The 26,836-nt window shown below is 42.5% G+C and carries 28 protein-coding genes; 13 read left to right on the forward strand and 15 right to left on the reverse strand.

The window, feature by feature from the left end:
- Positions 1 to 71: 71 nt before the first annotated feature.
- Genes ftsX through ftsY form a run of 3 tightly spaced genes read right to left on the reverse strand, consistent with a single transcriptional unit; the run spans position 72 to position 2,690 of the window.
- Positions 72 to 1,031 (reverse strand): permease-like cell division protein FtsX, encoded by a 960-nt coding sequence (ftsX, locus tag CYCME_RS03150; RefSeq protein WP_016390574.1) that lies wholly within the window; start codon positions 1,029 to 1,031, stop codon positions 72 to 74.
- Entirely contained in the window at positions 1,024 to 1,686 is a 663-nt protein-coding gene (gene ftsE, locus CYCME_RS03155) for a cell division ATP-binding protein FtsE (protein WP_015006612.1), read from the reverse strand. Before ftsE ends, ftsX begins: the two co-directional genes overlap by 8 nt.
- Positions 1,687 to 1,691: 5 nt before the next feature.
- Entirely contained in the window at positions 1,692 to 2,690 is a 999-nt protein-coding gene (ftsY, locus tag CYCME_RS03160; protein WP_016390575.1) for a signal recognition particle-docking protein FtsY, read from the reverse strand.
- A gap of 76 nt (positions 2,691 to 2,766) precedes the next feature.
- On the opposite strand from ftsY, the gene CYCME_RS03165 reads away from it, so the two are divergent.
- Genes CYCME_RS03165 through ggt form a run of 6 tightly spaced genes read left to right on the forward strand, consistent with a single transcriptional unit; the run spans position 2,767 to position 8,436 of the window.
- Entirely contained in the window at positions 2,767 to 4,119 is a 1,353-nt protein-coding gene (locus CYCME_RS03165; protein WP_016390576.1) for a M16 family metallopeptidase, read from the forward strand.
- On the forward strand, positions 4,109 to 5,428 hold the full coding sequence (locus tag CYCME_RS03170) for a M16 family metallopeptidase (protein ID WP_020932132.1): 1,320 nt from the start codon (positions 4,109 to 4,111) through the stop codon (positions 5,426 to 5,428). Before CYCME_RS03165 ends, CYCME_RS03170 begins: the two co-directional genes overlap by 11 nt.
- Positions 5,428 to 6,009 carry a 16S rRNA (guanine(966)-N(2))-methyltransferase RsmD gene (gene rsmD, locus CYCME_RS03175; RefSeq protein ID WP_020932133.1) on the forward strand — a complete coding sequence of 194 codons (582 nt, stop codon included), beginning with the start codon at positions 5,428 to 5,430 and terminating at the stop codon, positions 6,007 to 6,009. The genes CYCME_RS03170 and rsmD overlap by 1 nt, the downstream gene beginning before the upstream one ends.
- Entirely contained in the window at positions 6,002 to 6,481 is a 480-nt protein-coding gene (coaD, locus tag CYCME_RS03180) for a pantetheine-phosphate adenylyltransferase (protein ID WP_015006607.1), read from the forward strand. Before rsmD ends, coaD begins: the two co-directional genes overlap by 8 nt.
- A 4-nt stretch (positions 6,482 to 6,485) precedes the next feature.
- Complete coding sequence (locus CYCME_RS03185) at positions 6,486 to 6,743, forward strand: YfhL family 4Fe-4S dicluster ferredoxin (RefSeq protein ID WP_015006606.1); 258 nt, start codon at positions 6,486 to 6,488, stop codon at positions 6,741 to 6,743.
- Between the two features lie 4 nt (positions 6,744 to 6,747).
- Positions 6,748 to 8,436: a gamma-glutamyltransferase gene (ggt, locus tag CYCME_RS03190; protein ID WP_020932134.1), complete on the forward strand. Its 1,689-nt coding sequence runs from the start codon at positions 6,748 to 6,750 to the stop codon at positions 8,434 to 8,436.
- A gap of 41 nt (positions 8,437 to 8,477) precedes the next feature.
- Here the strand turns inward: ggt and CYCME_RS03195 are convergent, their stop codons facing one another.
- The 9 genes from CYCME_RS03195 to CYCME_RS03235 form a co-directional block, all read right to left on the reverse strand.
- Positions 8,478 to 8,891: a CBS domain-containing protein gene (locus CYCME_RS03195; protein WP_015006604.1), complete on the reverse strand. Its 414-nt coding sequence runs from the start codon at positions 8,889 to 8,891 to the stop codon at positions 8,478 to 8,480.
- Positions 8,888 to 9,238, reverse strand: coding sequence for a P-II family nitrogen regulator (locus tag CYCME_RS03200; RefSeq protein WP_015006603.1), 351 nt, complete (start codon positions 9,236 to 9,238; stop codon positions 8,888 to 8,890). The genes CYCME_RS03195 and CYCME_RS03200 overlap by 4 nt, the downstream gene beginning before the upstream one ends.
- Before the next feature lies 1 nt (position 9,239).
- Positions 9,240 to 10,034: a DUF1538 domain-containing protein gene (locus CYCME_RS03205; RefSeq protein ID WP_020932135.1), complete on the reverse strand. Its 795-nt coding sequence runs from the start codon at positions 10,032 to 10,034 to the stop codon at positions 9,240 to 9,242.
- On the reverse strand, positions 10,034 to 10,768 hold the full coding sequence (locus tag CYCME_RS03210) for a DUF1538 domain-containing protein (protein ID WP_015006601.1): 735 nt from the start codon (positions 10,766 to 10,768) through the stop codon (positions 10,034 to 10,036). The genes CYCME_RS03205 and CYCME_RS03210 overlap by 1 nt, the downstream gene beginning before the upstream one ends.
- Positions 10,769 to 10,866: 98 nt before the next feature.
- Positions 10,867 to 11,682 (reverse strand): bifunctional DNA-formamidopyrimidine glycosylase/DNA-(apurinic or apyrimidinic site) lyase, encoded by an 816-nt coding sequence (gene mutM, locus CYCME_RS03215; RefSeq protein WP_015006600.1) that lies wholly within the window; start codon positions 11,680 to 11,682, stop codon positions 10,867 to 10,869.
- The gene (locus CYCME_RS03220; protein ID WP_020932136.1) at positions 11,675 to 12,532 is read right to left on the reverse strand and encodes a DUF4340 domain-containing protein; all 858 of its coding nucleotides are present in this window, start codon (positions 12,530 to 12,532) and stop codon (positions 11,675 to 11,677) included. The genes mutM and CYCME_RS03220 overlap by 8 nt, the downstream gene beginning before the upstream one ends.
- Before the next feature lie 3 nt (positions 12,533 to 12,535).
- Positions 12,536 to 13,885 carry a GldG family protein gene (locus tag CYCME_RS03225; RefSeq protein WP_020932137.1) on the reverse strand — a complete coding sequence of 450 codons (1,350 nt, stop codon included), beginning with the start codon at positions 13,883 to 13,885 and terminating at the stop codon, positions 12,536 to 12,538.
- Positions 13,882 to 14,625, reverse strand: coding sequence for an ABC transporter permease subunit (locus CYCME_RS03230; RefSeq protein ID WP_015006597.1), 744 nt, complete (start codon positions 14,623 to 14,625; stop codon positions 13,882 to 13,884). Before CYCME_RS03230 ends, CYCME_RS03225 begins: the two co-directional genes overlap by 4 nt.
- Positions 14,618 to 15,550: an ABC transporter ATP-binding protein gene (locus CYCME_RS03235; RefSeq protein ID WP_015006596.1), complete on the reverse strand. Its 933-nt coding sequence runs from the start codon at positions 15,548 to 15,550 to the stop codon at positions 14,618 to 14,620. The genes CYCME_RS03230 and CYCME_RS03235 overlap by 8 nt, the downstream gene beginning before the upstream one ends.
- 153 nt (positions 15,551 to 15,703) lie before the next feature.
- Between CYCME_RS03235 and CYCME_RS03240 the strand changes: the two genes are divergently transcribed.
- The 6 genes from CYCME_RS03240 to CYCME_RS03265 all read left to right on the forward strand — a co-directional run bounded on the left by CYCME_RS03240 (position 15,704) and on the right by CYCME_RS03265 (position 22,190).
- On the forward strand, positions 15,704 to 17,647 hold the full coding sequence (locus CYCME_RS03240; protein WP_020932138.1) for a hydantoinase/oxoprolinase family protein: 1,944 nt from the start codon (positions 15,704 to 15,706) through the stop codon (positions 17,645 to 17,647).
- Between the two features lie 335 nt (positions 17,648 to 17,982).
- Complete coding sequence (locus CYCME_RS03245) at positions 17,983 to 18,375, forward strand: limonene-1,2-epoxide hydrolase family protein (protein ID WP_015006594.1); 393 nt, start codon at positions 17,983 to 17,985, stop codon at positions 18,373 to 18,375.
- A 117-nt stretch (positions 18,376 to 18,492) separates the two neighbouring features.
- Positions 18,493 to 19,356 carry an alpha/beta fold hydrolase gene (locus tag CYCME_RS03250; RefSeq protein WP_015006593.1) on the forward strand — a complete coding sequence of 288 codons (864 nt, stop codon included), beginning with the start codon at positions 18,493 to 18,495 and terminating at the stop codon, positions 19,354 to 19,356.
- A complete protein-coding gene (gene hpaH, locus CYCME_RS03255) occupies positions 19,350 to 20,153 on the forward strand; it encodes a 2-oxo-hept-4-ene-1,7-dioate hydratase (protein ID WP_015006592.1) in 804 nt (267 codons plus the stop codon). Before CYCME_RS03250 ends, hpaH begins: the two co-directional genes overlap by 7 nt.
- Before the next feature lie 25 nt (positions 20,154 to 20,178).
- On the forward strand, positions 20,179 to 20,955 hold the full coding sequence (locus tag CYCME_RS03260) for an HpcH/HpaI aldolase family protein (RefSeq protein ID WP_020932139.1): 777 nt from the start codon (positions 20,179 to 20,181) through the stop codon (positions 20,953 to 20,955).
- Positions 20,956 to 21,302: 347 nt separating this feature from the next.
- On the forward strand, positions 21,303 to 22,190 hold the full coding sequence (locus CYCME_RS03265) for an EamA family transporter (RefSeq protein ID WP_020162556.1): 888 nt from the start codon (positions 21,303 to 21,305) through the stop codon (positions 22,188 to 22,190).
- Between the two features lie 150 nt (positions 22,191 to 22,340).
- On the opposite strand, the gene CYCME_RS03270 is transcribed toward CYCME_RS03265, so the two are convergent.
- Together CYCME_RS03270 and CYCME_RS03275 are read right to left on the reverse strand one after the other, a co-directional pair.
- A complete protein-coding gene (locus tag CYCME_RS03270; protein WP_016390586.1) occupies positions 22,341 to 22,916 on the reverse strand; it encodes an aromatic-ring-hydroxylating dioxygenase subunit beta in 576 nt (191 codons plus the stop codon).
- A gap of 45 nt (positions 22,917 to 22,961) precedes the next feature.
- Positions 22,962 to 24,293, reverse strand: coding sequence for an SRPBCC family protein (locus CYCME_RS03275; RefSeq protein WP_020932140.1), 1,332 nt, complete (start codon positions 24,291 to 24,293; stop codon positions 22,962 to 22,964).
- A 315-nt stretch (positions 24,294 to 24,608) separates the two neighbouring features.
- On the opposite strand from CYCME_RS03275, the gene CYCME_RS03280 reads away from it, so the two are divergent.
- The gene (locus tag CYCME_RS03280) at positions 24,609 to 26,069 is read left to right on the forward strand and encodes a 2-hydroxymuconic semialdehyde dehydrogenase (RefSeq protein WP_020932141.1); all 1,461 of its coding nucleotides are present in this window, start codon (positions 24,609 to 24,611) and stop codon (positions 26,067 to 26,069) included.
- Between the two features lie 48 nt (positions 26,070 to 26,117).
- On the opposite strand, the gene gstA is transcribed toward CYCME_RS03280, so the two are convergent.
- Entirely contained in the window at positions 26,118 to 26,729 is a 612-nt protein-coding gene (gstA, locus tag CYCME_RS03285) for a glutathione transferase GstA (protein WP_015006586.1), read from the reverse strand.
- Positions 26,730 to 26,836: the final 107 nt, after the last annotated feature.

Raw genomic sequence — 26,836 nt, forward strand, 5'->3', positions numbered from 1 at the left:
CACTCACAATATAAGACCAGCAAGTATAACAAAGGTTCATTTTATAAAGCAATTTAAAGGCTTTATGATACTCAGTTTTCTAGTTCTGATAAGTATCGACTAACAACCAGCCATGAACCAATAATACCAAGGCTGATAGAGAAGATAACCCATAAAATAGCATGCCCTAAAGGCATAAAGCTAAGGCTGAACGAGCTATTATATAAAGCAGATAAAGAACTGGTGGGACCATCAATTAGCCACACAGATAAATTAACCAGCAAACAAGCGAAAATACCACCCAGAAAACCATACCAAAAACCACTATAGATAAATGGGCGCATAATAAAACTGCGTGTTGCACCCACCAGTCGAGTGATGTCAATTTCATCACGACGGTGTTGCAGTTCTAATCGAATAGTATTGCTAACGATTAAGAGTACAGCAAAACCCAGTAATACAGTGATAATGCTAACACCACGCTGGGCTATGTTGAGGATGCCATTTAACCGGTCGAGCCAGCCCATATCCAGTTGGACCAGTTCGATATCGGCTCGTTGTTTAAGTTCATTAACCAGGGCCTCAAGTGCCTCACGGTTGTTTAGCTGAATAATAGGGGTGATTTGGATAACATGCGGTAATGGATTGCTGGCAAGTGCGCTAATGGCTGAACCAAATCCGCTATATTGCTGAAACTCTTCTAGAGCTGCTTGCTTACTAATTAAAAGTGATTGGGTGATCTGATCATGTTCATGTAGTGCCTGACTGAGTTTGGACGCTTGCTCAAGGTTGACCGACTGATCAAGAAATAATGAAATATTGTTGTTTAAGTCAATTTGCCCGCTAAGTGATTGAAGGTTGTTAATAGAAACTAATAAACCGGACGGCAGGGATAATGTTATGGCAATGACGCTGACCGTCATCATAAAGTTAAAGGGTGCTCTTGAAAAACGACCAAGGCTGGCAAAAAAAGTATGCAAGTGAATTAGCACGTAAGCACGTAAACTAAATAGACTAGTAGGTCTTTGTACGTTTTGTCGACGACTAGCCATGATTGCTCACTATTTCACCTTGAGAAAGTACTAATGTTCGATAATTCATGCGTTCAATAAGGGCAATATCATGAGTTGCGACCAGTACAGTCACGCCCACTTGGTTAAACTGTTCAAACAATTGCATTATTTCTTCGGATAAAGCAGGGTCTAAGTTTCCTGTTGGTTCATCGGCTAAAATCATTGGCGGCCTATTAACAACTGCCCGTGCAATACCAATACGTTGTTGCTCACCGCCAGACAAAGTGATGGGGTAGCGCTTTTCTTTTCCAAGTAAATTGACTTTATCTAACGCTGCGCGAACACGGCGTTGAATTTCATGACGATCCAGTCCAGCAATAATTAAAGGTAAGGCGACATTATCAAAAACGGTACGGTCATGCAGTAAACGATGATCTTGAAATATCATGCCAATTTTACGCCGAGCATAGGGAACAAGCCGTTTGGAAAGGCGGCCAATGTTTTGGTTGTCGAGCATCACTTGACCTTGCGTGCTACGTTCAAGAATCGCGATAAGTTTTAGTAAGGTGCTTTTACCCGCACCAGAGTGGCCGGTAAGAAAGGCCATTTCGCCTTTTTCTAACTCGAAATTAACGTTTTTAAGCGCATCGGCACCACCAGGGTAACGTTTGCTGACGTTGATAAATTGAAGCATGAGCGCTAATGGTCAGTTTCAGATTTTTCAAATAGAGCCGTGGTGAACTCGGCGGCATCAAAAGGACGTAGGTCATTGATGCCTTCACCAATACCAATAAAACGAATGGGTAGTTTGAATTGATTGGCAATGGCGAAAATAATACCACCTTTTGCGGTGCCGTCCAATTTCGTAAGAGTGATGCTAGTTAGTGGGGTGGCTTTATCAAAATTCTTAGCTTGGGCGAGGGCATTTTGTCCGGTGCCTGCATCAAGAACCAGCATGGTTTCGTGTGGCGCGCTGTCATCCAGTTTTTTAATAACACGGTTGATTTTGCTTAACTCATTCATTAGGTTTGTTTGGGTATGTAGGCGGCCAGCAGTGTCTGCCAGTAAGACGTCAATGTTGCGCGCTTTTGCCTTCTCAAAGGCATCGTAAATAACCGAAGCAGAGTCAGCCCCAGTATGTTGAGCAACAACCTCAACGTCGTTACGCTTCCCCCATTCTTGTAATTGTTCAATCGCAGCGGCCCTAAATGTATCGCCAGCCGCTAACATGACACTTTTGCCCTCGGCTTGTAAACGTTTAGCCAGTTTACCAATGGTCGTCGTTTTACCCATGCCATTAACGCCGACCACTAAGATAACGAAAGGGCCGTCACTGTCAGGAATGGTTAAAGCTTGTTGGTTTGGCTCAAGGATCGATAGCATCTCTTCTTGAAGTGCTTGGGTGAGAGCCTGTGGGTCGGCTAGCTGCTTGCGCGCAACTCGCTGAGTTAAATTTGAAATGATGTGTTGAGTGGCTTCAATGCCGACATCAGCTGTTAGCAGTAACATTTCTAATTCTTCAAACAAATCGTCGTCGATTTGTTTTTTCCCTAAAAATAAATTACCTAAACCACCGGTCAATCCGCTGCGTGTTTTTGTTAACTGGTTTTTTAAGCGGCCAAAAAAACCTTCTTTAGGTTCTTCGACAGGCGGCTGCTTAGTTGTGTCGGTATCTTTCTTTTTGCCAAATCCAAACATGATATTGTGTCTATTGGTGGGAACTTTATCGTAAAATCCCTATTCTAAATTCGTTTTAAAGTTAAGTGAGAACTAAATGAAGAAGTTATTTGTGGCACTTTTTATTCTGAATATCGTTTATTCGCTGAACAGTTTTGCTTCGCCAGAAACTCTGCCTGATATGGTACACGAAAAAGTGCTAAAAAATGGCTTAAAAGTGTTGGTTAAAGAAGATCGGCGAGCACCCGTTATGGTGTCGCAAATTTGGTATAAAGTCGGGGCCAGTTACGAACATGATGGTATTACCGGTGTATCGCACGTACTAGAACATATGATGTTTCAAGGAACAGAAAACCTAGAGCCGGGTGAGTTCTCTAAAATAATTGCTGAAAATGGCGGTCGTGAAAACGCGTTTACCGGTGCTGATTATACGGCGTATTTTCAAACCATGGAGGCCTCACGCCTTGAGGTAAGTCTGCGGCTTGAGGCAGAACGGATGCAAAATTTAAAGTTGCAAGAAAAGGAGTTCAGCAAAGAGCTGCAAGTGGTTATGGAAGAGCGCCGTATGCGTACTGAAGATAAACCACGAGGTCAGGCGTACGAATACTTTAAAGCACTGGCTTACACCAGTAGTCCCTATCGAAACCCTATCATTGGTTGGATGCAGGACTTAAAAGATATGGAACTAGAGGATTTAGCGGTTTGGTATAAACAGTGGTATTCGCCAAATAACGCAACACTGGTGGTTGTCGGTGATGTTCAGCATGAGCAGGTCTTTCAGTTGGCAGAACAATATTTTGAGCCTATTCCTGCGGTCGCGTTTAAGCCGGTTAAAAAAAGAACAGAAGTGCCACAGGTGGGTGTGCGACGTAGTATTGTGAAGCAGAATGCTAAAGTCCCTTATTTATTGATGGGCTACAAAGTACCTGTGCTCAACACTGTGCAGAATGAAGAGGATGTGTACGCATTAGAGGTGTTATCCGGTATTTTAAGCGGCGGTAGTAGTGCACGATTGCCCTCAAATTTAGTACGGGGTTCTCAAGTTGCCTCCAGTGCCAGTGCAGGGTACGACATGAATGCTCGGCTACCGACATTGTTTTTGTTTGATGGTGCGCCGGCTGCAGATAAAAGCATTCAACAGCTTGAGGAGGCCTTAGTGGAGCAAATAGCAAACTTGCAAACGGATTTAATTGAGGAAAAAGAATTGAACAGGGTTAAAGCGCAAGTGATAGCGGCATCGGTGTATGAAAAAGATTCCAATTTTTATCAGGCGATGCAGTTGGGTATGCTTGAAACTGTAGGTGTTGGTTGGCAAAAAGCGCATGATTATGTTGAAAAAGTAAACGCTGTGACGGCTGAGCAAGTTCGTGCCGTTGCACAACAATATTTGATTGAAGATCATTTAACAGTCGTTCATATGCTGCCGATGGGGGACGCTAATGAAAATTAAAATAAAGGTTATAGTCAGTAGTGTTCTGTTGTTACTCAGCCCGTTATCGCTGGCTCTCCCAAGTATTCAACATTGGCAAACAAATAACGGCGTTCAGGTATATTTTGTGCCAACTGAAGGGTTGCCAATTTTAGACGCACAACTAGTCTTGCGGGCAGGCAGTTCAGCGGACGGAGATAAAAATGGCGTGGCAGCGTTAACCAGTGCTTTACTGACTCAAGGTGCAGCGGGGCTTAATGCGCAAGATATTGCAGAGCGACTAGACAGTGTTGGGGCGCAACTCAGCGCATCAACATCGCGTGACTTAACAACAATTAGTTACCGAAGCTTAACAGATGAAAAAGCGCTACAAACCTCGTGGCAGTTATTGAAAGCAGTATTAAGCAAACCGAGCTTTCCTCTGCAGGACTTTAATCGAATTAAGGCTCGTACATTACTGGGGATTAAGCAGCGCCAAGAGTCACCGGGAGTACTGGGGCAATTGGCGCTCTACCAAGAAATATATAAAAACCACCCTTATTCGCATGCAATACAAGGTGTCGAAAGTACGGTGAAAGAGATTCAAGTTAACGACTTAAAGCAGTTTTATCGGCAGTATTATGTAGCCAATAACCTTGCGGTTGTTTTAGTCGGCGGTATTTCGCGTGATCAGGCCGAACGCATGGTGGAGGAGTTGGTGGTTGATTTGTTAGCGGGTAAAAAAGCGGCGCCGATTGAAGCGGTGCTGACGCCGCAAAAAGGTAAGGTTATTCATCTAGAATATCCATCTGAGCAGACGCACTTACTGTATGGTTTGCCGGTATTACAGCATAATGATCCAGACTACTTTCCATTGTATGTGGGTAACCATATTCTCGGTGGCAGCGGGTTTAGCTCACGCATTGTTAAAGAAATTCGTGAAGAAAGAGGGCTGGCCTACAGTGCCTACAGTTATTTTCACCCGATGATTCAAAAGGGGCCATTTGTAATGGGCCTACAGACACGTAATGAAAAAGCAAAGGAAGCGTCAATGGCTGTTAAACAAACGTTGCGAACTTTTATACAGGACGGACCAACAGATGAAGAGCTAATGGCCGCTAAGAAAAATATCATAGGGGGCTTCGCGCTTAAGTTAGACAGCAATAAAAAATTGTTAGGAAATGTGGTGAGAATCGTTGTTAGTGGTGCGCCCTTAAATTATTTAAATAGCTATATGCAGAAAATAGAAGCGGTCACACAGCAGCAAATAAAACAAGCTTTCCAAAGACATCTGAAGATGGAAAAAATGGTCATGGTAACTGCTGGCCAATCTGTCGTACAAAAAGATTAATGGCTGCTAAGGGAAACCGTGTTCGTATCATTGGTGGACAATGGCGAGGGCGTAAACTCGAATTTCCTAGTATTGACGGTTTGCGTCCAACTACAGACCCAATTCGTGAAACGCTATTTAACTGGTTGCAACCTTACTTACCGCAAGCTAATTGTTTAGATTTATATGCAGGTAGTGGTGCATTAGGGTTTGAGGCGGCATCGCGTGGTGCGAGTTCTGTTTTAATGGTGGAAAAAGATATTAAGGCAATAAAGGCACTAAGGACGAATAAAGAACTGATAAAAGCAGATAATATTCAATTAATGCAACGAATGGCGTTGGATGTTTTAAACGATAAGCGTAAACAAACAGATGCGCTATTTGATGTTGTTTTTCTTGACCCACCGTTTAAGCAAGGTGAACTTAGTGAATGCGTGAAACGGCTTGAAGAAAGTGGCTGCTTATCGGATGATGCTGTTATTTATTTGGAATGCGAAAACGCGCTAAATTTAGATTTTCTGCCAAAAAACTGGACAGAGCACCGACAAAAAAAAACAGGTCAAGTGGCCTATTACCTATATCATCGAGAAGCAAATGATTAAAAAAGCAATTTACCCTGGAACGTTTGATCCGATGACAAATGGACACATTAATAGTATCCAGCGAGCCAGCAAATTATTCGATACGATAGTGGTGGCGGTTGCAAAAAGTGCAGGTAAGTCACCTTTATTTGAAAGCCAAGAGCGTTTGGATATGGCAAAACAAGCATTATGTGAATATGACAATATTGACGTGGTGTTTTTTGATGGCCTGCTGGTTGATTTAGCAAAAGAACATAAAGCCAATATTGTTGTTAGAGGCATTCGCAGCATTGCGGATTTTGAATATGAATCACAAATGGCAGGTATGAATAAAAAAATGATGCCAGCATTAGAAACGGTATTTTTAACAACCGACCCTGACTGGTGTGATGTTTCCTCGACCTTGGTGCGCGATATTGCACGGCTTGGTGGGCAGGTCAGTGATTTTGTTCCGCATGAGATTGAAAAAGCTATTTTAGCTAAGGTGAATTAGAAAAATGTCATTAATTATTACCGATGAGTGCATCAACTGTGATGTTTGTGAACCTGAATGCCCGAATGATGCGATTTTTATGGGCGAAGAAATTTACGAAATACACTCTCACCTTTGTACAGAGTGTGTCGGGCATTTTGATACGCCTCAGTGTGTGGAAGTCTGCCCCGTTGAATGTATACCAAAAGATCCGAATAACGAAGAAACTAACGATCAGCTTTTATTGAAATATCAGCAATTAATGGCGACAAATGAGGATTAAAAAAATGAAAAAAATTCTTTTTTTCACCAGTATTTTATTTGCAATAACAGCGTATGCAACCCCTGCCACACAGCTGCATCAACAAGCAGTAGCAAGTGCACACCCGGCGGCAACTCAAGCAGGACTTAGTGTGCTCAACCAAGGAGGTAATGCTTTTGATGCAGCCATTGCCGTTAGTGCGGCACTGGCAGTTGTCGAACCCTTCGGTTCTGGACTGGGTGGTGGTGGATTTTGGTTATTACATCGCCAACATGATGGTAAACAAGTGATGATAGATGGGCGTGAAGTAGCGCCTTTGGCCGCCACACGTGATATGTATTTAGACAGTCAGGGTGAGCCAATTAAGAATGCCTCGGTCGATGGGGCATTAGCTGCCGGTATTCCGGGTTTACCAGCTGCTTTAGATCATTTAGCAAAGCATTATGGAGTATTAGCACTGTCGGATAGTTTGCAGCCGGCGATAAAGCTGGCTAAAGACGGTTTTTTAGTTAACGAGCATTACCAGCGATTGGCTAAATTTCGTCAGGCGGTTTTAGCGTCAAATGACTCTGCGAAGGCTATTTTCCTAAGTGATGGAAAGGTACCTGCCTTGGGCACAAACATTATACAAAACGATTTAGCTAATACTTTGCAGTTATTGGCAACACAAGGTTTTGATGGGTTTTATAGTGGAGAGCTTGCAGATAAGTTAGTAAAAGGTGTGCAACAAGCTGGGGGCATATGGACCAAAGAGGATTTGGCTCGATACACAGTGAAAGAGCGTTTGCCGGTGGTTGCGCATTATAAAAATATCAAGGTGACCAGTGCTGCTTTGCCCTCATCGGGTGGATTGGTGTTGTCTATTGCGCTAAATATTTTAGAACAATATGACTTGTCAACGATGGACGAAGCCACACGAATTCATGTTGTGGTTGAAGCAATGAAACGAGCGTACCGTGATCGTGCATTACACATGGGCGATAGTGATTTTGTCAGCGTGCCAGTAAGTGAGCTGAGTGAAAAGTCGTATGCCCATACTATCTCTAAAGATTTAAGGCTAGATGAGGTTACACCCAGTCAACACATTAGTGGTTTAAACGAAATTGAAGGACATGATACAACGCATTTCTCTGTGATCGATAAAAGGGGTAACCGTGTGGCGGCAACTTTATCGATTAATTACCCATTTGGTTCTGGATTTGTGCCTCAAGGGACGGGTGTTTTGTTGAATGATGAAATGGATGATTTTTCTATTAAGCCAGGCACACCAAATGTATACGGCTTGGTGGGCGGAGAGGCAAATGCAATCGCAGCAGGTAAGCGAATGTTATCGAGCATGTCTCCAACTTTTATTGAAACAGAGGAAAAAGTGGGCGTTTTGGGTACACCAGGAGGCAGCCGAATTATTAGTATGGTGTTATTGGGTATTTTGGATGCCGAGCAAGGACATAGTCCTGAATCTTGGGTCAACTTGCCACGTTATCATCATCAATACTTACCGGATGTTATTCAACATGAGCCAGATACTTTTAAAGCAGAAACTTTGCTGGAGTTGACCGAAAAAGGCCACAAACTAAAGTCTGTTGGAAGGCATTATGGCAATATGCACGCAGTCTTGTGGGATAAAAAGTCTAATAAACTTGTTGCCGCCAGTGACCGTAGAGGATCTGGGGCAGCTATTGTTGAGTCAGTACCTTTAAGCACAGCAAAATAAATCGCGTTGCTGCGTTTTTGATGAGCTTTTTATACGGCTAATTAACAAATGCCAGTAATTTCACATAAACCATCAAGCACTAGCTGAATAGGACTAACAACACCAATAATTTTGCCTTGTTCCATAACCGGTGCGCGCATCAAATTATAGCGCGCAAATAAACGAGAACAGTAACGAATATCCATGTCGGGGTGTGCGTTAATGAGTGGCTTTTCATTTATTTCGTATACATTGACACGGTCGGGTGCTCTATCTTTTGCCAAAACAAGTCTTGCAATAATGCCCGCATTAATCACGCCATACTCATCATGTTCGTGAAATTTATCGACAAATAAAACCGAGGTTTTATTTTTTTTCATCATTCTAATAGCTTCTGTGATGGTGGCTGTTCCATCAATCATATAAAACTCGGTTTTCATCACATCGCGTACGGTGATAAGTTTTGCATCATTCATAGTTCTGTCTCTATTGATTGGGTAATTTTTTTTGCTTGATGTAGCACGCCAATAGCATCTTCAACATCTATTTGTAAGGCGATGCCGCTGCCCGGTTCTTCATCGAATAAACCCGCTCGTGATACCTCTTCGATAATTTTTCGACTTAAATGTTCTTCGACCAAGAAAAGCAAAACATCTCGTTGAGTATCTAAATTTAGACCCAAGAATGTTTTTTGCTGTTTAATACCTTCGCCGCGTGCATTATTGATAATAGTAGCGCCGGTGGCGCCTACTTCTCTAGCCGCTTTAAGGACTTTGTCAGTTTTGTTGTCATCAACAAAGACGATAATGAGTTTAAAGTGCATTTTATTCTCCTATTTGGTCTGCTTGTTTAAGTTGTGCGCGATGATTTATCCACTCAGCAAATTGTGCGTAGGCTAACACAGTCATGATGGGAAATAGGCTGGCAAAGGCAATAAGGCCAAAACCATCCATCAATGGGTTTCGGCCAGGAATGCTTGAAGCTAAACCGATACCTAATGCGGTAACTAGCGGTACGGTGACGGTTGATGTGGTAACGCCACCTGAATCATAAGCAAGGCCAATGATGAGTTTTGGTGAAAAAATAGTCTGGATAATGACAACGACGTAGCCAGCAATAATAAACATATATAAATCAATGCCGCTTACAATTCGAAATGTCCCTAGTGAAATACCAACTGCAACACCAATAGACACAGCCAACCTTAGGTACCAAGCTTTAATAGTACCACCAGAAATTTGTTGAGCTTTGATAGCAACAGCAATAAGAGCAGGTTCTGCTAATGTTGTAGCAAAGCCAATACAGCCCCCGAAAATATAAACCCAATAATAGTCTTGCCAAGCAATAGAAATACGTTGATCGGTTGTTGGGTTGATGAAGTCATGGCTGGTTAATTGTTCGGCCATGCTGGTGCCTAAAGGAAAAAGGGCTTTGTCTAAACCCACAAGAAAGAAAGTCATCCCTAGGACTACGTAAACCATTCCGGTTATTAAGTTTTTCAAATGACTAAATGGTCGTCGGATAATGACCAATTGAAAGAAAAGGATAACAAAAATAATTGGCGCGACATCACGTAAGGTACTTAAGAAAGTGCTCCACAATTCCGCCAGCAATATCATTATAAAATGACCCCGTATGCCATCACAAAAATCATCGGGGTGAGTGATGCAAAGGCAATTAAGCCAAAACCGTCAGTCATTGGGTTGCGGCCCTGAATGGCTGAGGCTAAGCCAACGCCGAGAGTGGTTACCAAGGGGACTGTGATAGTAGACGTAGTAACGCCACCTGAATCGTAGGCAATACCGATAATTGATTCGGGTGCAAAAAAAGTCATCACCACAACGCCGATATAGCCTGGAATAATCAAATAATGCAGAGGCCAGCCACGAATAATTCTTAGTACCCCTAACAAAATGGCAAAGCCCACAGAGAAGGCAACGGTAAACCGAAGACCAAAAGCATAAGATTCTTTTGCTTTGTTAGTTTTCTCGATCATGCCACCTTCCGCTGCAATACGTGCTGCTTCGTCGGCAACAGCAATTAAGGCGGGTTCGGCTGCAGTGGTGCCAAAGCCTAATGAAAAGGCAAAGACTAGTAACCACAATAAGCTACCTTTCTTAGCAAACGCATAGGCCATGGTCTCACCAATGGGGAATAGGCTTTTTTCAAGACCTTGAATAAACAGCGTTAAGCCGAGTACAACAAAAGCTGTACCAATAGCTATATCCGCTATATTGGGGATGGGTTGGCGCAGAATAAATAACTGAAAAAAAAGAACCACTGAAAAAATTGGCAGCAGGTCCATAAAACTGCCGAATAATTGGTTAATAAATTTATTTTTTAACTGAAACAAGCAAACTCCCTTTAGAGCTATAACTCTATAGGAATTAGGAGGGTATGCCTAATAAAGAATTAAAAAACGTTATTGGCAGGCGTTAGCTCGTCAAGTATTTAACGTTGGCAGTGGGTGCAGTAAAAGGTCGATCGTTGAGCAATAATGATTTGTTTAATGGGTGCTTTGCACCTTGGGCAAGGTTTGTCTTTTTGCCCGTAAACATTAAGTGTTTGTTGAAAATAACCAGGGTTGCCGTCACTGTTAACAAAATCTTTTAACGTTGTGCCGCCTTGTTGTATAGCTTGCGCTAGGATTTTTTTAATGGCAAAAACGAGGTTAATCAAGCGCTTTTTAGAAACTTTGTTAGCGGCACGTTTAGGGTGAATGCCTGCCTGAAATAATGCTTCGCTAGCATAAATATTACCAACGCCGACAACGACTTGCCCATCCATAATAAAACTTTTAATGGGTGTTTTTTTTAATTGAGCCTTTGGATAAAAATCGTCAATATTAAATGCGTCGGATAAAGGCTCTGGCCCAAGGTGTTGTATTAATTTGTGATTTTCAATGACATCTGTTGACCATAACAGCGAACCGAAACGGCGCGGATCTTTATAGCGCAAGCAGGTGTTATTACTAAAAATAATGTCAATATGCTCGTGTTTTTCTGGTGTCGTTGAAGCCTGAACGATGCGTAAACTACCCGACATGCCTAGGTGGATAATTAACGTGCCCTTATCGGTTTCAAGCAATAGGTATTTTGCACGACGTTTAACATGGTTAATGCAAAGACCCGGTAATAAGGTGGAAACTTCTGGGCTAACGGGCCAACGTAATTTTGCTTGTCGGACAATGACCTGTGAAACTTGTTTGCCTTCAATATGAGGGGCAATTCCGCGACGAGTCGTTTCGACTTCTGGTAACTCAGGCATTGGGTGTCTCCAATCTCGGTAGAGTTGTCATTTTCTTATATTTTGTATCACTAAACTGATATGCAAGTTTTTTATCATTGGAGACTAGCAAGACGCTGTCTTTTTGCTTTATTAAATGAAAGGTCAAGTTTGGCTGCTCGTAGAGAGAAATAATAATCTGCTCGGTAGGTGTGGCGTCGAATTTTGTAGTAACAGTAATAGCGCGGGCAAATCGCCATTCATCGAGAAGCATTTGAACCGCGTCTGATGAGAGCTCGTCAGTGGGTGATTGGATATTTTTCCAAGTATTATCTTCTTGTCGTTGAAGCGTTATCTCGGGTGTTTTTAAGCCAATAATCTGACCGTTATTGGGTATCAGCCGAGTGTCAATATAAGCATCAACAGGCGCGGTTAGATGATGTAAAAAAGTGTCATCTAATAAAAATAATTGTGTGTCGTTGCTGACGTAGCGACGTGATTGAACGCTTTCTGTTTTGCCAATATTGAGTGTTTTTTTGTTAAAAGAGACCTTAACTGTTGGTGTATCTAGGCCAAATTGACTGAGTGGCTGTTTTTCTAATGGGTAGCTAGTGGTTGGTTTGATCTGAGATATTTTAAGTAACCTTTCTACCTTGCCTGCTAAGGCTAGTGTGTTGACAGGCTGGGTTAAGTACCACTGGTTTTGTAGGCGCTTTAATTCGATGGTATTAGCCGCTGTTCGCTCGATCTTAATGTGCTGAATAGTGTTGATGTCTAACCCAGCTAGGTTGGTTTTTTTAGGGGCTTCATGCCCGGGCTTTAGCCACGCAATCATGCCTAGACAGACCACTAAGGTAATTAGTAGCAAGTTGATAAGTAGACGATTTTTCATAGCTTAACGTTTTTTGCGTTTAAGCCAAATGAGCAGGCCACTGACGATAAAGAGGGCCGGTAGCAGAAACAAAAACCCAAGACCAAAAATAAGCGACCACTGTTGGCTTATTTCTAGTGTGGTATCGGGCGCTGTTTTTGCAGGAATATCAATAAAGGAGTCGTCGTGGTTGAGCCATTGAATTAGGCTAAGACCAAGGTCTAAATTAGCGCCATTACCAAGAAAAGTATTGGATAAGAAATCCGCATCGCCCAAAACAATAATGCGCTGCTCTTTGGTATTGTCATCTTTTTTATTCAGCGCATAACCAATTGTAATGGGGCCCTGCTTTTCATCCGTATCGGGGTCAAATTGTATTTGCCCTTCAATATCACCTGTTTCTGTCCATGAACGTTCCAGCGTAGATAATAAGGGGGCGGCTTGATAAGGGCTGTTAGCTAATAGACTGAGCCCAGCGGCGCCTGGAAACAAGCTCATAGCCTTTAAATGTTTGGTTGCTAAATGGTTAGGGTATGCGGTGACCAAGGCAAAGGTTGGGTCATCAATACCAAAGACTTGGGTAGTGGCATCGACCACAGTGCCGGGCAAGATTTGAATCGTTAACAGTTCTGTTAAAGGCTTAAGAGGTTCGGATTGATTAGGTTCGCCCAACAATAATAATGCCCGACCTTTAGCAAGATATTGTTTTATCACGTCGATTTCTCCGGCTAGGTAATTTACCTGTGGGTCAGCGATGACGAGCAAGGATGTATTGTTTGGTATGGATGGCGTATCCATTAGATTAATGGTTTGGCTATTAATGCCTTTGTTTTTTAATTCGTTTGCGAATAGGCCAAAGTCATAATTTGAATGGCCTGCTGGGTTGCGCTCGCCGTGCCCGGTGAGAAAAACAACCCAACGCTGATCACTATTAGCAAGCCTTTGTAGGGCATTGGTAAAGGCTTGCTCGTTTAATTGTTGTAGTGATTCGCGTTTACCGTTATAGCGAATCACTAACTCACCATCGGCGGTGATACCTTCTTCACGTGCTTGGTCAGGGCGTATATCGGGGTTAATAAGGGTTAATGTAATATCTGTTTTATGGTGGCTGTATTTATCAATAAGCTCAGAGATTTGTTGGCGCAAAATATCATTTTCAGTGGCGTACGCGTCTACCTCTATGGGGTGTGTTAATTGTTTCAGTAATTGGATGCTCGGGGTAGATAACGAATTTCTACTATTGGCTGTCCAATCAAATTGGGCGGTATATTGTGTGCTTAGCCAAGCGAGTAGGCCAAGTACGCCAAGAAATAAAAGTGTGAAAACGACATTTTGCAGCCGAATAAATTGGTGTGCTTTGCGGGATATTTTCATTTTTGTAAACGGTCGTTATCTAATCGACGAATGCTGAGAATTAAAAACCCGGCTATAAACAAAATAAAGTAAAAAATATCAGTCGAGTGTATTAAGCCGCGTAGTAAGTTTTCGAAATGTCGCATGATAGAAATATATTCAAGCACACTGCTGCTGTTACCAGCCCAATCAATAATCCATAAGAGTAATAAAGCGCCAAAACTTCCGATTGCTGCAACCGTTGGTTGAGAGGCAATAGCAGACATGTAAAGCCCTAGCGCATTGAACGAAGCCATCAGTAAGACCATGGCAAGCAGGCAGGCGAAAAGCTTGCCTATATCGAGTTCGCCTACAGTCAATAACGAGAGCGGCATTAGGGTGATGGATAAAAGAATAATCAGTAAGAAAGCAAAAATGGCAAGGAATTTACCAAGCACAATTTCAGTTAGACTGACGGGAGCAGAAAACAGCAAGCTAATGGTTTTGTTGCGGCGTTCATCACTGATGGTTCGCATGGTTAGCAGTGGAATAATAAGTAACAAGATGACAGCAGCATTACCAAACAGCGGTGCGACAATCAGATCGGTTACGCCAGGCGCACCCGGTATACCAATAAGTTTGGGTTGTATCGCTAAATAATAATCAATTTGTGTTAAAAACATGTAGGCCAAAATAAGCTGGCTAACACCGAGAATGGTCCACGCAAGTGGTGACAGAAATAAACTGCGCAGTTCTCGGCTGGCAATCGTGAAACTATTCATGGTTATTTGAATGTTGAGTGAGTGAAAGGAAAATTTGTTCCATATCGTGTTGCTGAGGTGTCAACTCTAGCAAGCCCCAGTTATTTGTTACCGACAGCTCGACTATCGTTTCTGAGATACTAGTGCCTTGGGTATGCTGAATCAGGTACTGCCCGGTGTCGAGGGCTTCAAGGGCTGTTATGTTGGGCACGTTTTGCAGTACTTCCTCGTTCGGTTGTTGACGAAAGCGCACTATTAAGCTCGAAGACGTCATTCTGCGAGATAAGCCTTCAACAGGCTCATTTAATACCAGTTTTCCGTGATGAATGATTTGTACTCTACTGCATGAATGCTGAACCTCGGGCAGTATATGAGTGGATAAAATGACACTGTGTTCATTGCCAAGTTCACGAATGAGTTCACGAATTTCTAAAATTTGAATAGGGTCTAGGCCAACCGTGGGTTCGTCTAAAATAATCACCGATGGGTTATGTAAAATAGCTTGAGCAATACCAACGCGTTGTTGATAACCCTTTGATAAATTGCCAATTAAACGATGCCCCATGTCGCTTAAACCACATTTTAGCTTTCCACGTTCTACAGAGAGTTTAATGGCGTGTTTACGTAAACCATGCAGTTTGGCGCAGTAGCGCAGGTATTCATCTACCGTCAGATCTGGATAAACAGGGGGTATTTCAGGCAAAAACCCTAATTCAGCTTTGGCAAGTTTGGGTTGGTCGATAATGTCATAACCATTAATTTTAATTTCACCGACGGTGGGTGTTAAGTTGCCACAAATCATTTTCATGGTGGTTGATTTACCAGCCCCATTTGGCCCCAAAAAGCCAAGAACCTCGCCTTTATTAAGCGAAAAGCTTACATCGTCAACAGCACAATGGTGACCAAATTGACGCGATAAATGGTTAACTTCTATTAGGCTGCTCATCAAATTTAGTATCTGTGATCTTAGTTTAGGGGGTTAAACGAAGGAGTCTAATATGTGCCTGACTTCCTTTCAAGCAACGATGGTCAGATAAATAGGGGTGAATCTATTATAGAGGCATGTAAAAATACAGGTTTAAAAGGTTGAGCTTTTTTCATGTTATTAGGTATAGATACTGGCGGCACTTTCACCGATTTTGTTTACATAGACGATCAAGGCGTGCGTATTCATAAGGTGCTTTCAACCCCAGAGGCTCCTGAAAAAGCTATTTTGCAAGGCATTAATGCCTTGGGCGTTGATAATGAAAGTTTGTTGATTGTGCATGGATCAACAGTGGCGACTAATGCTGTATTAGAAAAAAAAGGTGTCCGTTGCTGCTTTGTGACAAACCATGGCTTAGCGGATATGTTAACGATAGGTCGCCAAGCAAGGAAAGAGCTTTACAACTTAAACCCAAAACCGGAAGAGCCGCCGGTGCCCTCAAACTTGTGTTTGGAAACGGGCGGGCGTGTCTCAGCGCAGAGTGAAGTGATTGAACCGCTAAGCGATGAGCAGATCGCAACATTGATTTCAAAAATAAATTATCTAGAACCAGAAGCAGTTGCGATTAATTTATTATTCTCTTTTTTAGATGATGCAGCAGAAAGACGATTAGAGGCGGCCATGCCTGAAGGTTTATTTGTATCGCGTTCATCGCTGGTTTTGGCTGAATATAAAGAATATGAACGCGGTATGGCGACTTGGTTGAATGCTTATGTTGGGCCGTTAGTCATTGGTTATCTAGATAGACTAAGAGCAGCAGTTAAAGCATCATCCGTTTCTGTGATGCAAAGCTCTGGTGGAACGATAGCGGCAGAACAGGCAGGTAAACAAGCGGTTCGAATGCTTTTGTCTGGCCCTGCTGGTGGATTAATGGCCGCATTACATATAGGTGAAAAAGCAGGGTTTGATCGTCTGTTAACGTTGGATATGGGGGGGACGTCTACGGATGTGGCCTTATTAGATGGTGCGATAGCGTTAACAAACGAGGGGCAAATTGAGGGTTATCCCGTTGCGGTTCCTATGGTGGATATGCATACCATTGGTGCAGGCGGTGGCTCTATTGCATCTGTTGATGCAGGTGGGTTGCTGTGTGTTGGACCTGCATCTGCGGGTGCCTCACCTGGGCCAGCTTGTTATGGCAAAGGCGGGCAGGCAGTAACAGTAACGGATGCCAATGTATATTTGGCTAGAATTAATACGCGTTATTTTCTTGGTGGTGATATGCCCTTAGATATAAAGGCGACAAATCAAGCAATGGAGAGCTTAGCGGCAGACTTGGGATGTGAACCTAAAGAGGCAGCGCAAGGGGTTATTAAGTTAGCGAATGAACATATGGCACGAGCGTTACGTGTTATTTCAATTCAGCGTGGTATTGATCCAAGGCCTTATGCCTTAATGACGTTTGGTGGGGCAGGCAGTTTGCATGTGTGTGCTTTAGCGGAGGCTTTGGGAATGCAAACAGCCATAGTCCCTGTTAACTCGGGTGTGCTGTCTGCCTTTGGGATGTTAGCAGCGCCACGCTCGCGTGAGTTGTCCCGAAGCTTACTAGGGCGGTTGGATGATGTAGCTGTTGAGCAAATAGAGCATGGTTTTTTAACTTTAGTGAGGCAAGGCCAAGCAGAATTAATGGCGGAAGGCGTGTCCTTAGACGATATAAAAATAAACTACCTGGTTGATCTAAGGTATGTCGGTCAGTCGTATACGTTGCCAATACAATGGAGTGATTCGGCGACAGTGACTAAAGACTTTCATACGATGCATAAGAGCCGTTATGGGCATGATCTAGAGCTGGCCGTTGAATTAGTTAATCTGAGGGTGTCATTATCGGGTGAAATGCCGAAGCCTAGGTTAGTTGAACAGTGTTCACGTGATAAAGACGGTAAGGTGCCTGTTGAAATGGATGATGGAATGCACATTTACCAACGAAAAGAGTTAATGTCGAATGACGTAATTAATGGGGAAGCGCTCATTGTTGAACAGGTGGCAACCACGTACCTAGCCGCTGGTTGGCAATGTCAGGTTGATCATATAGGTAACTTGGTTCTATCGAAACTATAGCTGACATTGCTTTTTAAAAGCTCAGTCTAAAACAAGAACAGCTGAATGATGATGGCCTGCCAAAGTTTTAAAAAAAATACAATAATGAGGAGAATCAACTAGCTTTACTTCGACTTGAGAATTAGATTAAAGTTAAGAGTAGATTTTTACTAAATCTCAAGCATAAAAAGCATTGATTTAGTCGCTGTAAGTGGTTAGCATTATGCTGATCTGTAAAAATAACAAGTGTTAGTTTTCTTTTGAGTCGCCAACATCTGCGTTTTATGTCGTGCATGTTGAATGCTAGCCCTAAGTGGTATGAAAAGCGCGGTTCTCATAAATAAGAAGGAGGGGGTATGCTGGTAACCAATAATGAGGAAACGGTTAAGCGATTCTGTGAGGCTTGGGATGAAATGGATCAGGATACAATCTTATCGTTAATGAGTGATGATGCTGTTTACCATAACTTACCGCTAGGGCCATTAAAGGGCCGCGAGCAAATAGCAGGCTCTGTAGAAGGTTTTTTAAAGATGACAGCAAGCACTGAATTTAAAATATTAACCTTGGTGGCAGATGGTAAGCGTGTTGTAACCGAACGAGTCGATACCTTTGCTTTTAAAGATGGCACGATGATGGAAGAACTGCCAGTATTAGGTATATTTGAGTTTGATAATAATGGCAAAATAAGTTCGTGGCGTGAGTATTGGGATATGCAAGATTGGCTTAAACGTGGTGGACCAGTGTTATAGCAGACGTTAAATGAATACTGTTATTTTATAGTGGTGAATAAACTAATGGGCCTTTTAAGGGCCATCGTTTTTAGAGTTGTAGAAGTTTTTTATAAATTAATATAGAGGAAGAGAAATATGAGTTTTGAAATGGTTGAGAAAATGATCCCTTCTGGGGAGCTTGCAAGTAACTGCATTATTGCGGGAAACCCTAAAAATCCACCGCTATTGTTATTACATGGTGCAGGCCCAGGAGCCAGTGCGATGTCAAATTGGGCGCAATGTGCTCCTATTTTAGCAAAAGATTTTTATGTGATTGCACCGGATGCGATTGGTTTCGGCCAATCAGAATTACCGAAAGAAGTGCCGACAAAAATTGCTAGATGGATGGGCTATCGAGTGGAACAAATTAAAGGCTTGCTTGATGAGTTAGGCATTGAAAAAACACATATTATTGGTAATTCAATGGGTGGTGCGCTTGCTATGCAGTGTGTTGTTGAAATGCCAGATCGTTTTGATAAGTGTATGTTGATGGGCGCTATCGGTGCGCCATTCGAAAAATCATCCACGCTTACACGTATGATGACTTTTTATGATGATCCAAGAAAAGCGCGTTACCGTGAGTTAATTCAAAGCTTTGTTTATGATCCAAGTATCTTTGAAGATTTAGAAGCAGTGATGCAAGATCGTTTTGATAAAGCAATGGACCCTAAAATGCGTCCTATTCAAGAAGTAATGTTTAAAGCGATGAATGAAGAGATGAATACAGTGCTCGTTATTCCACCACCTATCCTTGCTTCTATGGACCATGAATGGGCGATTATTCACGGTCGTCAAGATAAAGTGGTACCACTAGAAACTAGCATGTACTTCTTACAGCATTTGAAACGTGCTGAGCTACATGTATTGGATCGTTGTGGTCACTGGGCTCAAACACAACGTTGGGACGGTATGTATCCAATTATTATGTCTCACTTCTTGGGTAAAGAAATCAGGTGTTAGACCAAAAAATATTAGAAGCCTCTGCGCTAGCGCTTGATAAAGCGCTAGCCAGTGGTGAGACTATCCCGCAGTTCTCTCAGCTGTATCCTGAAATGACCATTGAAGATGGTTATGCCATCCAAGCTGAATGGACAAAAATTAGGTTGGCTCAAGGGCGAAAAATTGTAGGGCGAAAAATTGGTTTAACATCCCGTGCTATGCAAATGGCATCGCAAATAACCGAGCCTGATTACGGTACGTTAATGGATGATATGGTATTTTCAGATAACTCTGAAATTCCATTTGACCGTTTTATTGCGCCGTTGGTTGAAGTAGAGATAGCATTTGTTTTAGGGAAACGCCTTGTTGGTGAAGATATTACGCTAACGGATGTGCTGAAAGCTACTGACTATGTTTGTCCAGCTGTAGAAATAGTTGATTCACGGGTAATACGTGTAGACCCAGAAACCGGCAAACGACGCAAAGTGTTTGATACTATTGCGGACAATGCTGCTTGTGCTGGTTTAATTACTGGTGGCCGACCAGTAAAGCCAATGGATGTTGATTTAAGATGGATAGGTGGTGTCATTTCGCGTAATGGTTTAATCGAAGAAACGGGCGTTTCTGCGGGCGTGCTTAATCACCCAGGTAATGGGATTGTATGGCTGGCAAAGCGTTTTGCTCCGCATGGTATATCGCTGGAACCGGGGCAAGTGATATTAGGTGGCTCATTTACGCGCCTTTTGTCAGTCGAACGTGGAGATACTTTTCATGCTGATTTTGGCACTTTGGGTAGCATTGGATTCCGTTTCGTCTAATTAAATATTTAAGAGGTAGAGAAATATGTCATTACCGATGACAAAGAATATATTTAAGCAGTCGATACAGGCGAATAAAAAACAACTGGGCGCCTTTATGGCACTGGCCGATTCTACGGCAGCAGAGCTGATGGCGACGACCGGTTTTGACTGGTTGTTGATCGACGCCGAACACGGCCCGAATGATATCAAAAATATTATGCATCAACTGCAAGCGATGAGTGCGTATGACGTTAACTCAGTTGTTCGCTTGCAAGATCATAATGTTGGCGATATTAAAAGGGTGCTTGATATTGGTGCGCAAACATTGCTTATTCCTATGGTTGATTCCGCTGAACAAGCAAAGCAAATAGTTGACGCAGTACGTTATGCACCAAAGGGTGTGCGAGGTATGGGAGGGGCTTTGACCCGAGCAACTCGCTGGGGGAGCATCAAAGATTACCTTCAACAAGCAGACGATAATATTTGTTTAGTCTTACAGCTAGAAAGTAAAGAAGGCATTGCGGATCTTGATGCGATTACTCAAGTTGATGGTGTAGATGCGGTGTTTATAGGCCCTGCAGACTTAGCGGCTGCAATGGGCTATATAGGTCAACCTGGACACCCTGAAGTTTGTAAGGTCGTTGAGCGATCAATTAAGCGTGTTCATGAACTTGGAAAGCCGGTGGGTGTTTATTGTGGTGATCCTGAACAAGCAGAGCGCTACCAACAAATGGGAGCTAGTTTTTTCTTGATTGGAGCAGATACCTTATTGTTAAAGGCAGCTGCTGGCTCTTTGCTAGATCGCTTTAATAAGGATTAGCCTTTTTCTTGTTTTATAAAAAGCTTATGGGTGATGTGCTCATAAGCTTTTTTAATGCGCCATGAAAAATTTAAATGAGATAGGTGATATTAAAGGAGGTCGCTCTTTCATTTAACCCAGCGCCTTGTTGTTATGGGCTAATGTGGCATGGTTGGTTCGTATTAAATAAATTTGTATATGCTGTTTAAGTATTAAAAGTGTTAGCGAATGAGTAGTGAATCACAGTCAGTCATATTGATACGGATGTTAAGGTAAACTGTCATTAATAAAGCTGATACAGAGCCTGAATATTGGTATTATATTAGCTTGTAATAATATTCTGGTTTATTCCTACCTAGGACATCATTTTGATATCAATTATCCCCTCCTATGTCTGGCTAACATTGCTGGCATCTGTTTTTCATGCGTTTAGCTTTACGTATACTAAACAGTTCTTAGCGCATTCTTTGAATCGCCAAAAGTTAGCTTTTTACAGTCAGTATGCAGTGGGGTTTCTAGCGGTACTATTATTGCCGTTTGTTGATTTAGCACAATTATGGGAGCAGTTTTGGCTAGTCTTATCGATGTGTGTGCTCGTGCTATTGGGACAAACAAGTTATCTCAATGCAATGCGGCATGGTGATGCGTCATTTGTAGTGCCGATGTTGGGCTGTAAAATTTTTGCAGTGGCTGGCTTGTCGGTACTGTTTTTTGAACAAACCTATCCGCCGAGTGTCTATCTTGCAGGGCTAGGTGCTTTCGTTAGTTTGTTTTTTTTAAATGACGGTAAATTACATGGCTCGCCGTTGGCATTGTTCTTTGTATTGTTAACGTGTTTCTTCTTTGCCTTGGCCGATATAATTGTCGTCCATGTATTGAAAAATGGCATGGGGGGGTTGGAATTGGCGGTGTTTGTTTTTGTTGTTCCAGCCGTATTATTAATGCCACTTTCACCAATTTTGTTTAAAAATGACTGGAAGGTTTCAAAACCGTTTGGTAAATCATTGCTTATATATGCGTTAGCGCACTTCATGGGGCTTATTATTTTGATGTATGCGTTTAAGTTATCGGAAGAGGCAACGATGATAAATATTGTGCAAGCGTCAAGAGGCTTTATTGCCGTAGGTGTGGTTTATGTATTAGCCCGGTTTGGTTTGAGCCAAATGGAAAAACTGACGCGTAAACAATTAATTAGTCGACTAGCAGGCGGTTTGCTAATGTTTGGCTCGTTAGCGGTTGCTGTGGCAGGTATATGAGGGTTTAGTGGTGATGCGCTAAGGCCGAAAGAATCTGGCTGTCGGTTCGGCTACTCTTTGGATCAAGGGTATTTTAGAGCAGAGTTTATTATGCCATGAGGTCGCTGCGAATATTGGCAACAACCTCATGGTAGTCTGGTTTCTATCTAACTAGAAAAAGATACTAATATTGTTTGATAGGATGGTGCTTTGGTCTACTAAAATGGTACGTTTGGCTATTTTAAAGCCTAATGTATTATCTGAGCGGCGCAGCACGTCGTGACGTTCGCCTGCAAAAATATCCACCTGCGTTTCTAAGCGGTTTCGATAAACAATAAATGATGAGCAAACATTGAAGGTGTCTTTCTGTTCACCTTCGGTAATAATCACGTTTGAAACGGTGTGACGTGTTCGCGAAGCTGGGTTTTCAGACCAACTAAAGTCACTGAGAAGCTTTCTTAAACGTCCGTTCATTGTGGTTTTGTCTTCATCGAAATGAGCGAATTCATGCTGGTTAGTATATTCAACTAAATCACTAGCTCGAGCGCGTCCACGTCGTTGCATAGCGTTTCTTCTAATGGGCATATAATAGTGAATGTCGTCATCTAATAAGGCAAACCAATCTTCGTATTTGATGTTGTCTAATAGTAGCGCTTCGCGGTAATAAAACTGCTCAATTTCGTTTTGTAGTGCAAGGTCAGCCGCAGGGCTTGAAATAATTTCTTTAATGTTAATAGGTGAGGCCATAGTCGATTCCAAAAGTAATTTTTAGGTTAAGATCAGCTCTTAAAGTTAAGGTTTTAAGGTGTCCCAGCTGAGCTCAGTCATCATTCTTAACCAGTGCTGATACATGCCACGAGCGGCATCTTCACTGTAAACACCACTAATGCGGCCAGGGAAGTCAGGGTGATCGGTAGTTGAGTCACCTAACCCCATTTGCATATTAAGCTTAGTTTTTCGAGCCTTATTGCCTCTGAAAAGCTTTTGAACCTCAATCCAGTTTTCACCATCGTCTTGTTCAAAAACACCACCGGCAGAAAAGGTGCGAATATTCTGTTTTCTGAACTCTTCTTTAATATGATCAGGTGCATCAGCATCAACCACAATAAATGCCCATACTTCGATTTCGTTAGGGCCACGAGGGTGCCAAGTACGGATGGTGTTAACGCCCGGTAAAAAGGAGCAAGTAGGGAAGATGGTCATGTGTTGCCCCATCATACGTTGACCAAACATAGGACCTAGGCGTTTTGAAGCGATCTCGGCCTGCGGGCTGGTGGTAATATATTCAGTAATGGCCGGGCCCATAATGCCCTGCAAAAGACCGGGTTGATCTACATAGTACCCGGTGCCATGACCGCCCCATTTAGCGCGGAACTGGTTGCCTTGAGTTGGGATATCAATATCGTTCAAGTTAAGCTCTTCAGGTAAACCAGCGGTAAAACCAGATAAGTGAGACATAGTGGCAGCATGATACATATCGCTACAAAATTGTTCGGCAGCAAATTTCCAGTTGGTGGGGATAACCCATTTTTGAATGCCGCCGATGGCTTCTGTGCCTGCCTCGGTTCGGTTAAACATCACATCGATATAAGGTTTTGAGTCAGATAGGTATTCGTCTAACGAAGGTGCTTGTTCATCCCAGTTGGCAAAAATGAGTCCGCGATAGGTTTCAACACGTGCTTGCAAGGGGCTCCACTCTGATTTATCTAGGGGCTCACAATGGCCTTCTTTCTCGAAGGGGATATCAATTAACTGGCCAGAAATGTCGTGAGCCCAGCCGTGGTATGTGCAAACAAATGCTTTGGCGTTGCCTGCGTCATCACGGGATAATTTCATGCCTCGATGATGGCACTGGTTTAAGAAAACACGAAGGCTAGCATCCTTTTGTCGCACTAGAATGACAGGGTCTTCACCAATATAAGTGTTTAGGAAGTCGCCGGTATTAGGAACATGACTCTCGTGTCCAAGTAGGATCCATGAACGAGCGAATACACGTTCAAGCTCAAGTTCATAGAGTGCCTCATCATTATAGATGCGTGCATCTATAATTCCGTTTTTGTCGCTGACTAACTTTTTGATCTCATTGATAGACCAATTAGACGTGCTTTTTTCCTCATTATTCATGAATTACTGTTCTCCAAAAGTGATTTTTAAGTTCTTTAGAATAAAATATTGATTAAAGTCATTGTAGTTTAAAAAATTTAAAAAAATCTATCTTTAGTTAGATTTGAGCGACAGGTTGTTTGATAATGCAGGGTTTAAAGCTTTAAAGTAAGGTATTAAAACTCAGATATTGGCTTATTTTAGATAAGCTTGTGTTTTGATGACATTAATTTTAAGTCGTTTAAAGACTATGATTGATGATGATCAATGCGTGGTGTATTTAGCCACGGTAGAATAAATTGTTTTATCATTCAGTTAACTATTTAAGGAAGGCATATGCAACATATTAATCATTTCATAAATGGCGAGTTTGTATCCGCTGTTGACGGTAAATCATTTGAAAAACGCTCCCCTGTTGACCGGCGCCTTATTGCTCAGGTATCTGAAGGGGGTAAGGTTGATGTTGATCGTGCAGTCCACGCAGCGCGTGCCGCTTTAAATGGTGAATGGGGAGCTTTTACCATGGAGCAACGCGTTGAGATTTTATATGGTGTTGCCGATGAGATTACCCGACGTTTTGATGATTTTGTAGAAGCGGAAATGGCAGATACGGGGCAACCTAAAAGTATTATGACGCATGCGTTTATTCCTAGAGGCGCGGCAAACTTTAAAATTTTTGCTGATGTCATTAAGAATGTTCCGAATGAGTCATTTCAAACGACAACGCCGGATGGTTTAGGTGCGCTGAACTATGCTATTCGTGTACCAAAAGGGGTTGTTGGTGTGGTGTCGCCTTGGAATGCGCCCTTTTTGTTAATGACGTGGAAAGTAGGGCCTGCGCTGGCTTGTGGTAATACAGTGGTGGTTAAGCCTTCTGAAGAGACGCCATTAACCACTGCTTTATTGGGTGAAGTCATGAATAAAGTAGGCGTACCAAAAGGCGTGTTTAATGTTGTTCACGGTTTTGGGCCTGACTCTGCCGGTGAGTATTTAACACATCATCCAAAGGTAGACGCTATTACCTTTACCGGTGAAACGACTACAGGAGCGGCTATTATGAAAGCCGCATCGGAGGGGATGCGAGATGTTTCCTTTGAGCTGGGTGGTAAAAATGCGGGTATTGTCTTTGCGGATAGTGATTTTGATAAAGCGGTTGATGGGATATACAAGTCCTCATTCTTGAATTCTGGACAGGTCTGCTTAGGCACGGAGCGTGTTTATGTTGAGCGGCCCATTTTTGATAAATTTGTGGAAGCACTGAAGAAAAAAGTCGAAAAAGTGCGCCACGGTAGGCCGGATGATGAAAACTGTAATTTTGGCCCAATGATTAGCCATGAGCATCAAGCAAAGGTACTGTCTTATTATGCAAAAGCAGTTGAGGAAGGCGCAACAGTTGTCACGGGAGGTGGCGTTCCCAGCATGCCAGAAGAATTAAAAGAGGGTGCTTGGGTGGAGCCAACCATTTGGACAGGGCTTGCAGAAGATGCAACGGTCATGAAGGAAGAAATTTTTGGCCCTTGCTGCCACATTGCGCCATTTGACGATGAGCAACAAGTGATTAACTGGGCCAATGATACAGAATATGGTTTATCAACAACCGTATGGACACGGGATTTGTCACGCGCTCACCGCGTGGCTGCCAAAATTAATGTGGGTATTACCTGGATTAATAGCTGGTTCTTACGTGATTTAAGAACCGCTTTTGGTGGCTCTAAGCAATCAGGTATTGGACGAGAGGGTGGTGTTCATTCCTTAGAGTTTTATACTGAAACACGGAATGTTTGCGTTAAATTGTAATGAAATAACCGAGGTGCCTTATGGGCACCTCGATTACTTGCTTAAGACTTAAGCTAAACCTTCATGCTTAAGTGCTTCTTGTACAGCAGGGCGAGAGCCAATACGCTCTTGGAATGCTTTAAGTGATGGCCAAGGTGAGGCATCAAATTCAAAGTATGGGTGCCAGCTTAAGATAACGAATAAGTAGATATCTGCTACTGAGAACTGATCACCTACTAGGTACTCACTATCACCCATTGACTCAACTAATTGAGTTAGGCGCTTGCTATAACCTTCAATAAAAACACCTTTTGTATCATCAGAAAGAGCAGGGTTAAATAAAGGCGCAAGTCCTTTATGTAATTCTGTTGATAAAAAGTTTAACCATTGCTGTAACTTTGCACGTTCAAACGTGTCAGCAGCAGGTGCTAGGTTTTTTTCAGGTGCTAAGCTTGCGATGTATTGCACAATAGCAGGACCTTCGAATAAAAACTCACCGCTATCAAGCTGTAACGCAGGCACATAACCGCAAGGGTTAATGTCAAGATAGTTATCACCATTCTCGAGAGTGTGTGATTGCAAGTCTACTTTTACTAGCTCTGTTTTAGCTGTTAAACCTGCTTCATGAATAGCAATATGTGGAGATAAAGAACATGATCCTGGGGAGTAATAAAGTTTCATACGTGTTATTCCTTATAATTATCGTTAGTTAAAAATCCCAAAATAAATGTGGGTCATTGTCTACTAAAAGCATCAATATGCTTAGTTTCATTGTAACGCCGTTCTTT

Source organism: Cycloclasticus zancles 78-ME (assembly GCF_000442595.1).
GTDB lineage: Bacteria > Pseudomonadota > Gammaproteobacteria > Methylococcales > Cycloclasticaceae > Cycloclasticus > Cycloclasticus pugetii.

Coding starts and splice junctions, on each gene's coding strand:
- ftsX (WP_016390574.1), bottom strand. CDS start 1,031: ATGGCTAGTCGTCGACAAAACGTACAAAGACCTACTAGTCTATTTAGT.
- CYCME_RS03225 (WP_020932137.1), bottom strand. CDS start 13,885: ATGAAAATATCCCGCAAAGCACACCAATTTATTCGGCTGCAAAATGTC.
- rsmD (WP_020932133.1), top strand. CDS start 5,428: ATGGCTGCTAAGGGAAACCGTGTTCGTATCATTGGTGGACAATGGCGA.
- CYCME_RS03250 (WP_015006593.1), top strand. CDS start 18,493: ATGAGTTTTGAAATGGTTGAGAAAATGATCCCTTCTGGGGAGCTTGCA.
- CYCME_RS03195 (WP_015006604.1), bottom strand. CDS start 8,891: ATGAATGATGCAAAACTTATCACCGTACGCGATGTGATGAAAACCGAG.
- CYCME_RS03235 (WP_015006596.1), bottom strand. CDS start 15,550: ATGAGCAGCCTAATAGAAGTTAACCATTTATCGCGTCAATTTGGTCAC.
- coaD (WP_015006607.1), top strand. CDS start 6,002: ATGATTAAAAAAGCAATTTACCCTGGAACGTTTGATCCGATGACAAAT.
- CYCME_RS03230 (WP_015006597.1), bottom strand. CDS start 14,625: ATGAATAGTTTCACGATTGCCAGCCGAGAACTGCGCAGTTTATTTCTG.
- CYCME_RS03220 (WP_020932136.1), bottom strand. CDS start 12,532: ATGAAAAATCGTCTACTTATCAACTTGCTACTAATTACCTTAGTGGTC.
- CYCME_RS03270 (WP_016390586.1), bottom strand. CDS start 22,916: ATGGCCTCACCTATTAACATTAAAGAAATTATTTCAAGCCCTGCGGCT.
- CYCME_RS03200 (WP_015006603.1), bottom strand. CDS start 9,238: ATGCACTTTAAACTCATTATCGTCTTTGTTGATGACAACAAAACTGAC.
- ftsE (WP_015006612.1), bottom strand. CDS start 1,686: ATGCTTCAATTTATCAACGTCAGCAAACGTTACCCTGGTGGTGCCGAT.
- CYCME_RS03275 (WP_020932140.1), bottom strand. CDS start 24,293: ATGAATAATGAGGAAAAAAGCACGTCTAATTGGTCTATCAATGAGATC.
- ggt (WP_020932134.1), top strand. CDS start 6,748: ATGAAAAAAATTCTTTTTTTCACCAGTATTTTATTTGCAATAACAGCG.
- CYCME_RS03260 (WP_020932139.1), top strand. CDS start 20,179: ATGTCATTACCGATGACAAAGAATATATTTAAGCAGTCGATACAGGCG.
- CYCME_RS03280 (WP_020932141.1), top strand. CDS start 24,609: ATGCAACATATTAATCATTTCATAAATGGCGAGTTTGTATCCGCTGTT.
- CYCME_RS03185 (WP_015006606.1), top strand. CDS start 6,486: ATGTCATTAATTATTACCGATGAGTGCATCAACTGTGATGTTTGTGAA.
- CYCME_RS03170 (WP_020932132.1), top strand. CDS start 4,109: ATGAAAATTAAAATAAAGGTTATAGTCAGTAGTGTTCTGTTGTTACTC.
- CYCME_RS03245 (WP_015006594.1), top strand. CDS start 17,983: ATGCTGGTAACCAATAATGAGGAAACGGTTAAGCGATTCTGTGAGGCT.
- CYCME_RS03205 (WP_020932135.1), bottom strand. CDS start 10,034: ATGATATTGCTGGCGGAATTGTGGAGCACTTTCTTAAGTACCTTACGT.
- gstA (WP_015006586.1), bottom strand. CDS start 26,729: ATGAAACTTTATTACTCCCCAGGATCATGTTCTTTATCTCCACATATT.
- mutM (WP_015006600.1), bottom strand. CDS start 11,682: ATGCCTGAGTTACCAGAAGTCGAAACGACTCGTCGCGGAATTGCCCCT.
- CYCME_RS03165 (WP_016390576.1), top strand. CDS start 2,767: ATGAAGAAGTTATTTGTGGCACTTTTTATTCTGAATATCGTTTATTCG.
- ftsY (WP_016390575.1), bottom strand. CDS start 2,690: ATGTTTGGATTTGGCAAAAAGAAAGATACCGACACAACTAAGCAGCCG.
- CYCME_RS03240 (WP_020932138.1), top strand. CDS start 15,704: ATGTTATTAGGTATAGATACTGGCGGCACTTTCACCGATTTTGTTTAC.